This is a genomic window from Halomonas sp. C10-5 (assembly GCF_057169305.1).
The window spans coordinates 2,385,540-2,400,884 of the sequence record NZ_CP175665.1 but is presented as its reverse complement, the minus strand read 5'-3'; the positions used below and the strand labels follow the sequence as shown (position 1 = coordinate 2,400,884).

9 protein-coding genes, 2 tRNA genes and 3 rRNA genes are annotated in these 15,345 nt (G+C 61.8%); 9 read left to right on the top strand and 5 right to left on the bottom strand.

Features of this window, described 5'->3' with window-relative positions:
- The first annotated feature begins 4 nt into the window (after positions 1–4).
- From ACJ7IV_RS11205 to rrf, 6 genes are all read left to right on the top strand, one after another.
- Positions 5–1,486, top strand: a complete 1,482-nt coding sequence (locus ACJ7IV_RS11205) for a bifunctional 2-methylcitrate dehydratase/aconitate hydratase (protein WP_483864452.1) — start codon at positions 5–7, stop codon at positions 1,484–1,486.
- A gap of 605 nt (positions 1,487–2,091) precedes the next feature.
- Positions 2,092–3,630, top strand: a 16S ribosomal RNA gene (locus ACJ7IV_RS11200).
- Between the two features lie 97 nt (positions 3,631–3,727).
- A tRNA-Ile gene (locus tag ACJ7IV_RS11195) sits at positions 3,728–3,804 on the top strand.
- Positions 3,805–3,808: 4 nt separating this feature from the next.
- Positions 3,809–3,884: transfer RNA gene (locus tag ACJ7IV_RS11190), tRNA-Ala, on the top strand.
- A 218-nt stretch (positions 3,885–4,102) separates the two neighbouring features.
- Positions 4,103–6,989, top strand: a 23S ribosomal RNA gene (locus tag ACJ7IV_RS11185).
- Between the two features lie 82 nt (positions 6,990–7,071).
- Positions 7,072–7,187, top strand: a 5S ribosomal RNA gene (rrf, locus tag ACJ7IV_RS11180).
- Together the 16S, 23S and 5S rRNA genes with 2 tRNA genes alongside form the textbook arrangement of a ribosomal RNA operon.
- Positions 7,188–7,894: 707 nt before the next feature.
- Here rrf and gdhA read toward each other — a convergent pair.
- Positions 7,895–9,247 carry an NADP-specific glutamate dehydrogenase gene (gene gdhA / locus ACJ7IV_RS11175; RefSeq protein WP_483864451.1) on the bottom strand — a complete coding sequence of 451 codons (1,353 nt, stop codon included), beginning with the start codon at positions 9,245–9,247 and terminating at the stop codon, positions 7,895–7,897.
- Between the two features lie 371 nt (positions 9,248–9,618).
- Between gdhA and rlmM the strand changes: the two genes are divergently transcribed.
- Positions 9,619–10,686 carry a 23S rRNA (cytidine(2498)-2'-O)-methyltransferase RlmM gene (gene rlmM, locus ACJ7IV_RS11170; protein ID WP_483864450.1) on the top strand — a complete coding sequence of 356 codons (1,068 nt, stop codon included), beginning with the start codon at positions 9,619–9,621 and terminating at the stop codon, positions 10,684–10,686.
- A 3-nt stretch (positions 10,687–10,689) separates the two neighbouring features.
- On the opposite strand, the gene ACJ7IV_RS11165 is transcribed toward rlmM, so the two are convergent.
- Positions 10,690–10,980, bottom strand: coding sequence for an antibiotic biosynthesis monooxygenase family protein (locus ACJ7IV_RS11165; RefSeq protein WP_483864449.1), 291 nt, complete (start codon positions 10,978–10,980; stop codon positions 10,690–10,692).
- 44 nt (positions 10,981–11,024) lie between these two features.
- Between ACJ7IV_RS11165 and tusA the strand changes: the two genes are divergently transcribed.
- A complete protein-coding gene (gene tusA / locus ACJ7IV_RS11160) occupies positions 11,025–11,264 on the top strand; it encodes a sulfurtransferase TusA (RefSeq protein ID WP_483864448.1) in 240 nt (79 codons plus the stop codon).
- Here tusA and ACJ7IV_RS11155 read toward each other — a convergent pair.
- From ACJ7IV_RS11155 to ACJ7IV_RS11145, 3 genes are all read right to left on the bottom strand, one after another.
- Positions 11,261–11,992 (bottom strand): hypothetical protein, encoded by a 732-nt coding sequence (locus tag ACJ7IV_RS11155; RefSeq protein WP_483864447.1) that lies wholly within the window; start codon positions 11,990–11,992, stop codon positions 11,261–11,263. The two genes, tusA and ACJ7IV_RS11155, sit on opposite strands and share 4 nt — an antisense overlap.
- Positions 11,993–12,149: 157 nt before the next feature.
- On the bottom strand, positions 12,150–13,202 hold the full coding sequence (locus ACJ7IV_RS11150) for a DUF3080 family protein (RefSeq protein WP_483864446.1): 1,053 nt from the start codon (positions 13,200–13,202) through the stop codon (positions 12,150–12,152).
- Positions 13,174–14,622 carry an MATE family efflux transporter gene (locus ACJ7IV_RS11145; RefSeq protein ID WP_483864445.1) on the bottom strand — a complete coding sequence of 483 codons (1,449 nt, stop codon included), beginning with the start codon at positions 14,620–14,622 and terminating at the stop codon, positions 13,174–13,176. Before ACJ7IV_RS11145 ends, ACJ7IV_RS11150 begins: the two co-directional genes overlap by 29 nt.
- 110 nt (positions 14,623–14,732) lie before the next feature.
- Between ACJ7IV_RS11145 and ACJ7IV_RS11140 the strand changes: the two genes are divergently transcribed.
- Positions 14,733–15,290, top strand: coding sequence for an elongation factor P hydroxylase (locus ACJ7IV_RS11140; protein ID WP_483864444.1), 558 nt, complete (start codon positions 14,733–14,735; stop codon positions 15,288–15,290).
- Positions 15,291–15,345 lie beyond the last annotated feature (55 nt).

The window sequence follows — 15,345 nt, the reverse complement described above, 5'->3', positions numbered from 1 at the left end:
GTTCATGAGTACCGTGGAAGCCAATGTGCGGCCGGACTACGACGCCGAGCTGCAGAAAATCGCCGACTATGTGCTGGGCTACCGTATCGAGAGCGATGAGGCCTGGGATACCGCCAGGCACTGTCTGATGGATACGCTGGGTTGCGGCCTGCTGGCGCTGCGTTTTCCCGAGTGCACCAAGCACCTCGGCCCGCTGGTGGAAGGCACCGTGGTGCCCCATGGTGCCCGGGTGCCCGGCACCTCCTTCCGCCTGGATCCGGTGAAGGCGGCCTGGGATATCGGCGCCATAGTGCGCTGGCTCGATTACAACGACACCTGGCTGGCCGCGGAGTGGGGACACCCCTCGGACAACCTGGGGGCCATCCTGGCCGTAGCCGACCACCTCTCCCAGAAGCGGGTGGCCCAGGGCGAGGCGCCGCTTACGATGCGCGACGTCCTCGAGGCGATGATCATGGCCCACGAGATCCAGGGGGTGCTGGCGCTGGAGAACTCCTTCAACCGGGTGGGGCTCGACCATGTGGTGCTGGTCAAGGTGGCCTCCACCGCAGTGGCGGCGAGGATGCTGGGTGCCGATCGCGAGCAGCTGCTCTCGGCACTCTCCCACGCCTGGGTCGATGGACAGAGCCTGCGCACCTATCGTCATGCGCCCAACGCCGGGTCACGCAAGAGCTGGGCGGCGGGGGATGCCACCTCCCGAGCAGTGCGCCTGGCGGATATCGCGCTGCGCGGCGAGATGGGCGTCCCCGGTGCGCTCAGCGCCCCCCAGTGGGGCTTCTATGACGTGCTGTTCAGCCATACCAACCGCGACCTGGCCACCAAGCCCGAGTGGGAGCGCCGCTTCCGATTCCAGCGCGATTTCGGCAGCTACGTGATGGAGAACATCCTCTTCAAGCTCTCGTTCCCGGCGGAGTTCCATGCCCAGACAGCCTGTGAAGCGGCGGTGACCTTGCACCCCGAGGTGAAGGGGCGAATCGACGAGATCGAGCGGGTCGTGATCACCACACATGAATCAGCAATCCGTATCATCTCCAAGGAGGGCGACCTGGCCAACCCGGCGGATCGTGACCACTGCCTGCAGTACATGACCGCGGTGCCGCTGATTCTTGGCGAGCTGACCGCCGAACACTACGAAGATGACTTCCACGCCGCACACCCCGAGATCGATGCCCTGCGGGCGAAGATGGAGGTGGTGGAGGAGCCGCGCTATACGCGTGACTATCTGGACCCCGACAAGCGCTCCATCGCCAACGCCATCCAGGTCTTCTTCACCAATGGCACCTCTACCGACCAGGTCGCCGTGGAGTACCCCATCGGCCATCGGCGGCGGCGTGAGGAAGGTATCCCTGTGCTGGAGGCCAAGTTCCGGCGCAACCTCGAGACGCGGTTCCCTCGTTCGCGCAGCGAGACGGTACTCGCGCTTTGCCAGGATCGGCAGAGACTGGAGTCGACTCCTGTTCAGCGTTTCATGGACCTGCTGGTAATCTGATGGCGCAGGAAGCGACATGCTTTCCAACGGGGCCATGGCCCCTGGCGTGTAACTGGACTACATTTTTATCTGTAGGGTCTTGCACGCCGCCGGAGAAAGCCGTAAAGTACGCATCCGCTGCCGGCGACGGGCACACGTTGCAGGTGGTGGAGGTGGCAGAAGTGATTGTTCTGCTTGGAGTTTTTCGAATCGCTTCGAAACATTCCGATTGACAATCACGGCACGTTCGGTAGAATGTGCGCCACTGGATTCGCAGCCATCTCGGCAGGAAGAGATAGGCGGTCAGCGGAAAAACGGACGGGATGCAGCGCATCGCCAACCACCGCTTGACACGCTGACGCGAATCGGTAGAATACGCCTTCCTCGCAGGGCGCTGGCGACACGGAGTTCGCTCCGGCCGGCAGCAGGCGAGACGCTTCACCCAATAGGGTTTGAAGCCGCTCTTTAACAATCGATCAGGTAATTCATGTGGGCGCTTGTCGATGGCTCGGTGATCCATATCATTGAACCATCAAGGCAAGCGACTCGTCATAGATCTTCGGATCTATTTGAGAACGTTTGAACCTTGAGCCAAGTTTGGTGCTACTTCAAGCACTTATGATCTTAAACTGAAGAGTTTGATCATGGCTCAGATTGAACGCTGGCGGCAGGCCTAACACATGCAAGTCGAGCGGAAACGATGGAAGCTTGCTTCCAGGCGTCGAGCGGCGGACGGGTGAGTAATGCATAGGAATCTGCCCGGTAGTGGGGGATAACCTGGGGAAACCCAGGCTAATACCGCATACGTCCTACGGGAGAAAGCAGGGGATCTTCGGACCTTGCGCTATCGGATGAGCCTATGTCGGATTAGCTAGTTGGTGAGGTAATGGCTCACCAAGGCCGCGATCCGTAGCTGGTCTGAGAGGATGATCAGCCACATCGGGACTGAGACACGGCCCGAACTCCTACGGGAGGCAGCAGTGGGGAATATTGGACAATGGGCGAAAGCCTGATCCAGCCATGCCGCGTGTGTGAAGAAGGCTTTCGGGTTGTAAAGCACTTTCAGTGGGGAAGAAATCCTCGGGGCCAATACCCTCGAGGGAGGACATCACCCACAGAAGAAGCACCGGCTAACTCCGTGCCAGCAGCCGCGGTAATACGGAGGGTGCGAGCGTTAATCGGAATTACTGGGCGTAAAGCGCGCGTAGGCGGCGTGATAAGCCGGTTGTGAAAGCCCCGGGCTCAACCTGGGAACGGCATCCGGAACTGTCAGGCTAGAGTGCAGGAGAGGAAGGTAGAATTCCCGGTGTAGCGGTGAAATGCGTAGAGATCGGGAGGAATACCAGTGGCGAAGGCGGCCTTCTGGACTGACACTGACGCTGAGGTGCGAAAGCGTGGGTAGCAAACAGGATTAGATACCCTGGTAGTCCACGCCGTAAACGATGTCGACTAGCCGTTGGGGTCCTTGTGACCTTTGTGGCGCAGTTAACGCGATAAGTCGACCGCCTGGGGAGTACGGCCGCAAGGTTAAAACTCAAATGAATTGACGGGGGCCCGCACAAGCGGTGGAGCATGTGGTTTAATTCGATGCAACGCGAAGAACCTTACCTACTCTTGACATCGTGCGAACTTTCCAGAGATGGATTGGTGCCTTCGGGAACGCACAGACAGGTGCTGCATGGCCGTCGTCAGCTCGTGTTGTGAAATGTTGGGTTAAGTCCCGTAACGAGCGCAACCCTTGTCCCTATTTGCCAGCACGTAATGGTGGGAACTCTAGGGAGACTGCCGGTGACAAACCGGAGGAAGGTGGGGACGACGTCAGGTCATCATGGCCCTTACGAGTAGGGCTACACACGTGCTACAATGGCCGGTACAAAGGGTTGCGAAGCCGCGAGGTGGAGCTAATCCCGAAAAGCCGGTCTCAGTCCGGATCGGAGTCTGCAACTCGACTCCGTGAAGTCGGAATCGCTAGTAATCGTGAATCAGAATGTCACGGTGAATACGTTCCCGGGCCTTGTACACACCGCCCGTCACACCATGGGAGTGGACTGCACCAGAAGTGGTTAGCCTAACTTCGGAGGGCGATCACCACGGTGTGGTTCATGACTGGGGTGAAGTCGTAACAAGGTAGCCGTAGGGGAACCTGCGGCTGGATCACCTCCTTACCGATATGTCCCCGACTGTCGGCAAGTGCTCACAATGAATTACCTGATCGACCAGAGCAAAAGACTGTTTGGGTCACCGACCCAGTGGTTGGAAGCCGGGTCTGTAGCTCAGTTGGTTAGAGCGCACCCCTGATAAGGGTGAGGTCGGCAGTTCAAATCTGCCCAGACCCACCAATTCGGGGCCTTAGCTCAGCTGGGAGAGCGCCTGCCTTGCACGCAGGAGGTCAGCGGTTCGATCCCGCTAGGCTCCACCATCTCCCATCCCCACAGTCTGACCTGGTCGGATCCGCAGTCATAAGCCATCTTTGCACAGCGCAATGACCGGTTTATGACTGTCGATTGACAGTCTGCTCTTTAACAATGTGATTCATGCTGACAAACGTTCCTTTCGAAAGAAAGGAACACGAGATACGTCTCAAGCGTATCCGGCAATGTCGTGTGTCATCGCGGACCAGACCCTTTGGGGTTATATGGTCAAGCGATGAAGCGCATACGGTGGATGCCTAGGCAGCCAGAGGCGATGAAAGACGTGGAAGCCTGCGATAAGGCTCGGCGAGGTGGCAAACAACCTGTGACCCGGGCATTTCTGAATGGGGAAACCCACCCAGTGTAAGCTGGGTATCCCGCACTGAATACATAGGTGTCGGGAGGCGAACCAGGGGAACTGAAACATCTAAGTACCCTGAGGAAAAGAAATCAACCGAGATTCCCCCAGTAGCGGCGAGCGAACGGGGACCAGCCCTTAAGCATGTGACTGATTAGACGAACGCGTTGGGAAGCGCGGCCATAGTGGGTGACAGCCCCGTAGTCGAAAATCTGATCATGTGAAATCGAGTAGGTCGGGGCACGAGAAACCTTGACTGAAGACGGGGGGACCATCCTCCAAGGCTAAATACTCCTGGCTGACCGATAGTGAACCAGTACCGTGAGGGAAAGGCGAAAAGAACCCCGGAGAGGGGAGTGAAATAGATCCTGAAACCGTATGCGTACAAGCAGTGGGAGCATGCATGTCATGTGACCGCGTACCTTTTGTATAATGGGTCAGCGACTTATTTTCAGTGGCGAGCTTAACCGTATAGGGGAGGCGTAGGGAAACCGAGTCTTAACTGGGCGACCAGTCGCTGGGAATAGACCCGAAACCGGGCGATCTATCCATGAGCAGGTTGAAGGTTGAGTAACATCAACTGGAGGACCGAACCAGGATCTGTTGAAAAAGATTTGGATGACTTGTGGATCGGAGTGAAAGGCTAATCAAGCCCGGAGATAGCTGGTTCTCCTCGAAAGCTATTTAGGTAGCGCCTCACGTAGCACCGCCGGGGGTAGAGCACTGTTTCGGCTAGGGGGTCATCCCGACTTACCAACCCGAGGCAAACTCCGAATACCGGTGAGTGACGCGTGGGAGACACACAGCGGGTGCTAACGTCCGTTGTGAAAAGGGAAACAACCCAGACCGTCAGCTAAGGTCCCGAAATCCTGGTTAAGTGGGAAACGATGTGGGAAGGCTCAGACAGCTAGGAGGTTGGCTTAGAAGCAGCCATCCTTTAAAGAAAGCGTAATAGCTCACTAGTCGAGTCGGCCTGCGCGGAAGATATAACGGGGCTCAAACCAGGTACCGAAGCTACGGGTTCGTCGAATGACGAGCGGTAGAGGAGCGTCGTGTAAGCCGATGAAGGTGGATCGAGAGGTCTGCTGGAGGTATCACGAGTGCGAATGCTGACATGAGTAACGACAAGGGGAGTGAAAAACTCCCCCGCCGGAAGACCAAGGGTTTCTGTTCGACGCTAATCGGAGCAGAGTGAGTCGGCCCCTAAGGCGAGGCCGAAAGGCGTAGTCGATGGGAAACGGGTTAATATTCCCGTACCTCACTGTATTGCGATGGGGGGACGGAGAAGGCTAGGTGAGCCAGGCGTTGGTAGTCCTGGTGAAAGTCAGTAGGCTGAGGATTCAGGCAAATCCGGATCCTCAAGGCCGAGAGACGAGACGAACTGACCACGGTCAGGAAGTCATCGATGCCACGCTTCCAGGAAAAGCCTCTAAGCTTCAGATACAGTGGGACCGTACCCCAAACCGACACAGGTGGTCAGGGTGAGAATCCCAAGGCGCTTGAGAGAACTCGGGTGAAGGAACTAGGCAAAATGGTGCCGTAACTTCGGGAGAAGGCACGCCGCGTTAGTGTGAAGGCCCTGCGGCCGGAGCACGAGGCGGTCGAAGATACCAGGTGGCTGCAACTGTTTATTAAAAACACAGTACTCTGCAAACGCGTAAGCGGACGTATAGGGTATGACGCCTGCCCGGTGCCGGAAGGTTAAGTGATGGTGTTAGCGCAAGCGAAGCTCTTGATCGAAGCCCCGGTAAACGGCGGCCGTAACTATAACGGTCCTAAGGTAGCGAAATTCCTTGTCGGGTAAGTTCCGACCTGCACGAATGGCGTAATGATGGCCACGCTGTCTCCACCCGAGACTCAGTGAAATTGAAATCGCAGTGAAGATGCTGTGTACCCGCGGCTAGACGGAAAGACCCCGTGAACCTTTACTATAGCTTCACACTGGACGCTGATGTTGCTTGTGTAGGATAGCTGGGAGGCTTGGAAACCCGGACGCCAGTTCGGGTGGAGCCAACCTTGAAATACCAGCCTGGCATCATTGGCGTTCTAACTCAGGTCCGTTATCCGGATCGAGGACCGTGTGTGGTGGGTAGTTTGACTGGGGCGGTCTCCTCCCAAAGCGTAACGGAGGAGCACGAAGGTACCCTCAGCACGGTTGGAAATCGTGCAGTGAGTGCAAGAGCATAAGGGTGCTTGACTGCGAGACAGACACGTCGAGCAGGTACGAAAGTAGGTTCTAGTGATCCGGTGGTTCTGTATGGAAGGGCCATCGCTCAACGGATAAAAGGTACTCCGGGGATAACAGGCTGATACCGCCCAAGAGTTCACATCGACGGCGGTGTTTGGCACCTCGATGTCGGCTCATCACATCCTGGGGCTGAAGTCGGTCCCAAGGGTATGGCTGTTCGCCATTTAAAGTGGTACGCGAGCTGGGTTTAGAACGTCGTGAGACAGTTCGGTCCCTATCTGCCGTGGGCGTTGGAGATTTGAGAAGAGCTGCTCCTAGTACGAGAGGACCGGAGTGGACGCACCTCTGGTGTTCCGGTTGTCACGCCAGTGGCATTGCCGGGTAGCTATGTGCGGACAGGATAACCGCTGAAGGCATCTAAGCGGGAAGCCCCCTTCAAGATGAGATCTCCCCGAGGCCTTGAGCCTCCTGAAGGGCCCAGCGAGACCAGCTGGTTGATAGGCCGGATGTGGAAGCGCTGCAAGGCGTTGAGCTAACCGGTACTAATGGCCCGTGAGGCTTGACCATATAACACCCAAGGGGTCTGTGATGACCCACGACACCGGATACGCAAGAGACGTGTCTCGTCAGCATGAATCATCGTTTTTCGCCTGACGACCATAGCGAGTGTGAACCACCTGATCCCATGCCGAACTCAGCAGTGAAACCGCTCAGCGCCGATGGTAGTGTGGGGTCTCCCCATGTGAGAGTAGGTCATCGTCAGGCACTTATTCAGAAACCCCAGCCTATGGCTGGGGTTTCGTCGTTCTAGGGGTCTCCCCATGGAGAGTCCCGGAGTGCCGGCCAGATCATCGTCAGGCACTTATTCAGAAAAGCCCCGAGCATCGTGAGATGCTCGGGGCTTTTTGCGTTCGGGGGAGGGGAAGGTCAGCTCGCGGCCCTCGCTCTGATAGCCGAGGTTAGACTTTGGTCTTTATACCAAGGTATAATCTTCGCCATTATCAATAGCGCCAGAGGTCCTTGTCATGATCAAGTCGGTTGAAGCCTTCCCTACCATCTGGGACCGCAGCGGAACTTCGCGCCGTGTCGTAAAGCCTCTTCTGCGCGGCGTGTGGCGTGGAATGATCAAGCTGGCTGAAGCTCAGTGCGCGGCGCATGCCCGCCGTGGTTTCATGCCTCACGTCTGAGCCAGGGCTATCGCAGTTAGCCATGCGGCGATAGCGAAAGGCGCCGGGGACAGGTCGAAGAGGGGGTCCTATGCCAGGGATGGCATCGGTAGCGCCCAGGGACGGGTTCACAGCGCCCCCTCGAAGGCCTGTCGCCGGAGAAGCCTTGAGCGGTGTTTCTATCTGCGATAGCCCTGACGTCTGAGCCTCGTCGCTTGCCGAGCCGGTCGGCGATACAGGCAACAATAGAAAAGCCCGGACCATGTGGTCCGGGCTTTTGCATGATGATGCCCAGGGGCGTGTGTCTTACACCACGCCCTGGTCGATCATCGCATCGGCCACCTTGCGGAAACCGGCAATGTTGGCACCCAGCACCAGGTTGGTGGGCTCGCCGAACTCCTCGGCGGTATCAGCGCACTGGCGGTGAATATTGGCCATGATCTCCTTGAGCTTGTCGTCGACCTTCTCCAGGGGCCACTGCTCCATGCTGCTGTTCTGGGCCATCTCCAGCTGGCTGGTCGCCACACCGCCGGCATTGGCGGCCTTGCCGGGTCCGTAGGCGATCTTCGCCTCGAGGAAGCGATCCACGGCATCTGCGGTGGAGGGCATGTTGGCGCCTTCGCTGATGCAGTAGACGCCGTTGTCCAGCAGGGCCTGGGCGTCGTCGGCAGTGAGTTCGTTCTGGGTGGCACAGGGGAAGGCGGCATCGGCCTTGATACGCCAGACCGCGTGGCCACCCTCGGGGTACTCGCCGGCCGGAATGTAGGTCGCTTCGGGGTGCTGCTCCAGATAGGACTCCAGCGAAGCGCGCTTGACCTCCTTGAGCTCCTTGAGCAAGTCAAGGTCGATGCCGCGGGCGTCATGCAGGGTGCCGCGGGAGTCGGAGCAGGTCACCGGCTTGGCGCCCATCTCGTAGAGCTTCTCGATGGTGTAGATTGCCACGTTGCCGGCGCCGGAGACCAGGCAGGTCTTGCCTTCGAGGGTCTTGCCGAGGGCTTCAAGCATGTTCTGGGCGAAGTAGACCGCGCCGTAGCCGGTGGCTTCCTTGCGGCCGATGGAGCCACCCCAGTCCAGGCCCTTGCCGGTCAGCACGCCCTCATAGCGGCCGGTCAGGCGCTTGTACTGGCCGTAGAGGTAGCCGATCTCACGGCCGCCGACGCCGATGTCACCGGCGGGGACGTCGGTGTTCGGGCCGATATGCCGATACAGCTCGGACATGAAGGCCTGGCAGAAGCGCATGATCTCGCCATCGGACTTGCCCTTGGGGTCGAAGTCCGAGCCGCCCTTGCCGCCACCGATGGGCAGGCCGGTGAGGGCATTCTTGAAGATCTGCTCGAAGCCGAGGAACTTGATGGTGCCGGAGGTGACACTGGGGTGGAAGCGCAGCCCACCCTTGTAGGGGCCCAGCGCCGAGTTGAACTGGATCCGGTAGCCCTTGTTGACCTGAACGCGGCCGTCATCATCGGTCCAGCAGATGCGGAACATGATCTGGCGTTCCGGCTCGACGATGCGCTCGATGATGCTGTGGTCGTGGTAGTAGGGGCTGCGCTGGAAGAGCGGACGAAGGCACTCGAGTACCTCTTCCGCTGCCTGGTAGAACTCAGTCTGGGCGGGGCTGCTCTTGCGCAGGTTTTCCAGGGTCTCGTGAACGTAGGGCATCGTGGTGTCCTGTGTGAGTTGAATGTGCCGGCCGCAGCGGGCCAATCTGAAAGTGGTTTCCACGGACAGTGACTATATAGCAATGCACCGTTATGCAGCAAATGTATGGGCCATGCGCCCGTTAGACATTGTTATGAGCCAAACACCCTTGTAAATCCCGAAAACTCCCGCACTGGATTGATGCATAAATAATTCTTCATAAATGATTTTTAAACGAAATGGAGGTAGTGAAGTGGCAAGGTGTCTGGGGTGTTACCGTGGCTTTCCCTGCAGGGGAGGGCGGTGCTAAGGTGCTTCGCCGCCGGCCGACCCGGCCGGGGAGGGCGAGTGCCAAGGCACGCCGAGGAACAAGGTGGGGCATGGAGAAGACGATGACATACCCGGGAGAGCTGCTTTGCTACTGTCGCCCCGGTTTCGAGCCCGACCTGGCAGCCGAGCTTGCCGACAAGGTCGCGGCGCTCGGCAGAGAAGGTGAGGCTCACTACACACAGGGCGACGGCTTCGTGCGTTTCCTGCTTCCCGCAGGCGAGGCGGCCAATAGCCTGCACCGAGACCTGCCGCTGACTGGGCTGGTCTTCGCCAGACAGAGCCTGGTGGCGCTGCCGCTGTTGACGCTGTCCCGTGATGATCGGCTGACACCGATCATCGATCAGGTGGTGGCCAGCGGCTGGAGCTTCGAGAGCCTGTGGCAGGAGACCCCGGATACCAACGACGGCAAGGCGCTGGCCGGGCTGGCCAAGGCCCTGGAGAGGCCTCTGGCCTCGCTGCTGACGAAGCGCAAGGCGCTGCGTCGCAAGGCGGGTGGTCGTCGTCTACACCTGCTGTGGAGTGCTGGTGATCGAGTGCAACTGGGGATGAGCTTTCCCGGCAATCGCAGCGAGCTGCCGGGCGGCGTCCGTCGCCTGCGCTTCCCGAGGTCGGCGCCCAGCCGTTCCACCCTCAAGCTGGAGGAGGCGTGGCATGAGTTCGTGCCGCGCGATGAGTGGGACGAGCGTCTGGGCCAGGGCATGCAGGCGGCGGATCTGGGCGCGGCGCCCGGGGGCTGGACCTGGCAGCTGGTGCAGCGCGGCATGCATGTCTATGCCATCGACAATGGCCCCATGGACAAGGCGCTGATGGCCACCGGCCAGGTCGAGCACCTGCATGAGGATGGTTTCACCTGGGAGCCACCGTATCGCCTCGACTGGCTGGTCTGCGATATCGTCGACAAGCCGTCACGGGTCGAGGCGATGGTGGAGCGCTGGCTGGTTCGGCGCTGGTGCCGGGAGGCGGTGTTCAATCTCAAGTTGCCGATGAAGCGACGCTGGCCCGAAGTGGAGGCCTGCCTGGGGCGGCTCGCCGAGGCGCTGGAGACTGCCAGGGTCGATGCCGAGATTGCCTGCCGTCACCTCTACCATGATCGTGAAGAGGTGACGGTACATGTGCGCCTGCGGGGGTGATGCTCAGTGGGCGGTGGGCTCGTAGATGCGGATCCGCTCCTCCTCGGTGAGCAGTGGCAGCAGGCGCTGCATCACCCGGGTGCGGGTCTCGCTAGTGTACCATTCCTTCCAGGCGCGCAGGTCGCGCCACTTGGTGATCATCAGACGCCGGTCGCTATGTCCCAGCTCCACCAGGCTCTCTCCACCCACGAAGCCTCTGGCGCCCAGAGACTGGCGCATCGCCTCGCGGGCGGCCTCCTCGTACTCCTCCTCGAGGCCGGGCATGATGCGGCGTTCGATAATGATCTTGATCATCTTGCAGGCTCCGACTGATTTCCAAAGCAACCACGAGGTCCTCGATGGCTGAGACACCCGACTTTCACGCCGAGCTCGACACCACCGGGCTCTACTGTCCCGAGCCAATCATGCTGATGCACAACAAGGTCCGCGACATGCAGACGGGCGAGGTACTCAAGGTGATCGCCAGCGACCCGGCAACCACCCGCGACGTGCCCAAGTTCTGCCAGTTCCTGGGCCATGAACTGGTCCATCAACAGCAGCTCGACGACAGCTACCTCTACTTTATCCGTTTGGGCTAATCTTGTCCTGGCCCGGCCGGTGATGCACCGCAATCGCCCTCCGGTATCACCATCAGGGCCAGCGCCTCCAGGGTCGCGGGGTCCTCCTGGCGGATGCGGTTGGCGATCTGGCGCTGGAAGAAGTAGACCAGGCGATGGCGACTGTGCCCGGGGTAGAGGCAGGCATCGCCGAGCAGGATCGGCGTCTGCTCCACCCGCTGCTCGTCGGCGAGCAGCGCTTCGATGCTGCCATCGCTGTAGAGGCGCCAGCCGAAAACCTGCTTGAGCTGCCAGGGCGCATCGCCAGCGTCCATGCACAGCGCGTGGGTGCCCTGGATCTCGGGCAGCTGCTGGATCAGGGTGACCTGCTCGGTCTCCTCGTAGTCGAAGTAGCTGGCGGCATGCTCCAGCTCCATCAGCTTGTGCTCCGGCGCCACCTCGAACAGCTCCTCGGTCTCGGGGTCGCGGTAGCCGATGAAGCGTCCATGCTCGTCGTCGTCGAGGCGCTGGCAGGGCATCAACGTCTCCATCCACGCCACCAGGCCGACCACTTCGCCATCCTCGCGCAGGCCCCAGGCCAGCAGTGGCATGCCGTACAGCGTCTCGGCGCTGGAGTCGAGGCGATACACCATCTCGAGCCCATCGAGTTCCGGTGCCAGTCGTATCAGGCGGCGTCTGGCCTGCTGACGCTGGCGCCTGGCTTCCAGGTCGATGACCCGGGCGGAGCGGGGTGACAGCTGGGTTCCCATGGTGTCCCTCCAGGTGCTGCTTGATCACGGGACCGGGCCGGGCGGCAGGCTCCCCGGGCCGGCGCGGAAGCGCTCTGCGTCACTCAGTGACCACCAATAGCATAGACCCACCCGCAGGTTAAGCCCCGTGACATGGGCCCGCCGCCGGCAGGAGCGTTCAGCAGCGCGAGGCGAGGCGCCGGCGGCGCTCCAGGTGGCCCTGCATAGCCTGTCGAAAACTGGCGAGCGGCGCCTCGGAGCTCTGGCGGGAGAGCCATGCCTGACGGTACGCCTCCACGGCCTCCGGCGGCGCCTCCAGGCTGGCGAAGAGAGGTGCCAGGCCGGTGAGCCACGCCTCGGCCGCATCATCTAGCGCCTCCAGCCAGGCGGCGAGCCGTCGGGCCTCGGGGTTCTGCTGCAGGTTGGCGGTGAAGTCTCCTGTGGGGCAGTGCCCGTGAGTGGAGAGTGCCCGGTCGAGCAGGGCATTGGCTTCCGTGAGGCGCTGTTCGGCGAGCAGCAGGGTGCGTAGCAGCTGTGCCGTGTAGGGGCGCTGGTGGAGTGCCTGGAGGTGCTCCTCAAGCGCCTCGGGGGCGGGCAGCGACCGGTTCGTCTCGAAGGGGGCTCGGCTCAGCTCGTGCAGGTAGTCGAGGGCGGCCAGTTGTTCGTCCGGCGGCGCCAGGGCCTCCGGCTCCAGCGTCGAGCTGACCCGAGAGAAACTCTGCGCCCATTCCTCGGAGCCGAAGAGCCCGTTCCAGGTGGCGTGCCGCAGCTGCGCACGCTTGGTGACGGCCAGCCGCTCGAGGCGGACGAGATCATCCGCGGCGAGGCGCCCCGGCACGTCGCTCGACAGGCATGACTCGAGGCGCTGCCACAGCTCGAGTTCGTACTGCCAGCGCTGGCTGGCCGGCGCCACGCGGCCCAGGGTGCTGTTGCGCTCGGCGACCAGGGTGGTGATGTGGCATTCGCGCAGGGCGTAGATATCGAGCATGCCTTCGCGGGTCTCGGGAATGCTCACGCGGCGTTCGCGCAGCTTGGGGAAGGCGCCGATATTGCGGGGCTCGGCGTGCTCGGGAGGTGCCAGGTCGAGCCGCTCGGCGAGGGCTCTCTGGTAGTCGCGGAGCAGGCGGTCACTGGCGTCGTTGCCGCCGCAGCCGACCAGGCTTACCGCCAGGACGATGCCCACGCCGACGCGGCGTAGGATGTCATGGATGGAGCGGGTCGCGTTCGCCATGGGCCACCGCCTTGCCGATGCGTCTCAAGCGTTCGCCGAGCATCACCGCGGCGGCGGTGAGCCCGCCGATCAGGCCAACCCAGTAGCCGTGCACACCGAGAGGCTCGACGAGTCCGGGAATGCCGCGGGTCCCCAGCCAGTGACCGCCGGCCATGCCCACCAGCCAGTAGGAAGCCAGCGTGATCACCATGATGATACGCGTATCCTTGTAGCCGCGCAGCGCACCGGCCAGGTTGACCTGCAATGAATCGGAGACCTGGTAGATCATGGCCAGCAGCACCAGCGACAGGGCCAGGCTGGCCACTTCGGCGTCGCGGGTATAGAGACCGATCACCGGTTCCGCGGTAAAGCGCAGCAGCAGGCCGTTGAACAGTGCCACGGCGAGGCAGACGGTGATGCCGTGCCAGGCCACCCGCCGAGCATAGCTCGGGCGGCCCTGGCCGAGCACGTTGCCCACGCGCACCGTCAGCGCCATGCTCAGCGACAGCGGGAGCATGAACAGGATGGACGTGTAGTTGAGCGCCACCTGATGGGCGGCCACGGTGATCTCACCCAGGCTGGCGATGAACAGGGCGATCAGCGTGAACAGCGTGACCTCGACGAAGATCGCCACGCCGATGGGCAACCCCACGTAGAGCAGCTCGCCGATCATCCGCCGCCGAGGGGGGCTGGGGGCGTGCCACAGCGAGACCTCGCCATAGGCTCGCGAGTGGCGGGTATAGAGCACCATGGCCAGGCACATGGTCCACAGCGACAGCGCCGTGGCGATGCCGCAGCCCAGGGCTCCCAGGGCTGGCAGCGTTTGAATCCAGCCCGGCAGCCAGCTGCCCAGCAGGTCGCTGAGACCCTCGCCGCCGTAGATCAGCACGAAGTTGCTGGGCACATTGACCGCGAGGCCCAGCAGGCTGATCCACAGCGAGGGACGGGTGTGATTCATGCCGTCGGAGAAGGCGCGCAGGGCCTGGAAGAGGGCGGCTCCGGGCATGCCGAAGGCGACCGCGAAGAGGTAGCTGCGGGAGCGCTCCGCCACCGCTTCGGGCACGTCCATAAGGGTGAAGATCGGGCCCACTGCGAACCACAGCAGGGTAGCGGCCAGCGCCCCCAGTGCCAGGGCCACCCACAATCCCTGGTGCACGTTGGGGCCGATCTCGCCTCCGCGTTGGCCACCCAGCAGCTGAGCGACGATGGGCGTCAGCCCCATGAGGGTACCGGTCATGAACAGCATCAGTGGCAGCCACAGGCTGGAGCCCACCGAAACCGCCGCCAGGTCGGTGGCGCTCAGGCGTCCGGTCATCATCACGTCGGCCACGCTCATGCCGGCCTGGGCCAGCTGGGCACCGCAGATCGGCAGGGCCAGTACCAGCAGCGGGCGCGTCTCGCGGCGAGCGGTGTCGAGAAGGGTGGCAAGCGGGCGGCTCAAGGGGGGCGCTCCATGCGGCCGGGAAGGGCGCTCATGCTAGCAAGGCCGAGCGTTTTTTACCCGTCTGGCGGCGGGTATACTGGCGCCTCACCCATGACCACGGAGGCCGCGTGACACACCGCCTCGAGGACATCATCGCCCTGTTCGACGGCCTGTTCGAGGAGACTTACCAGACTCGCCTGGTACGCGGGGGGGGTGAGCCCCTCTACTTGCCCGCCGACGCCGAGAGCCCCTGGCATCGAGTGATCTTCGCCCGCGGCTTCTTCACCAGCGCGCTGCACGAGATCAGCCACTGGTGCATCGCCGGCGCGCGGCGCCGCGAGCTGGAGGATTACGGCTACTGGTACCTGCCCGACGGTCGGGACGCCCACCAGCAGCGTGATTTCGAGGCCGTGGAGGTGGCGCCCCAGGCGCTGGAACTGCTCTTCTCTCGGGCCTGTCGTCTGCGCTTTCACGTCAGCGTCGACAACCTCGACGGCGATGCCGAAGTGGATCGCGACGCCTTCCATGCCAAGGTCGAGGCGCGTGCCCGGCGCTACCTGAGCGAGGGCCTGCCACTTCGGGCCGAGGCGCTGCGCACTGCCCTGACGACCTTTTACCGCGACGGCGCAGCACTCGATGAGGCGCTGGCGGCCGGCCGCGACCGGCTGCAGGTCGAGCCGGCCTGAAGCGTTGGCAAGCGTGAGCCGGCGGGTGCTGTTCGCAGCGGCCGCGGACGGGCTA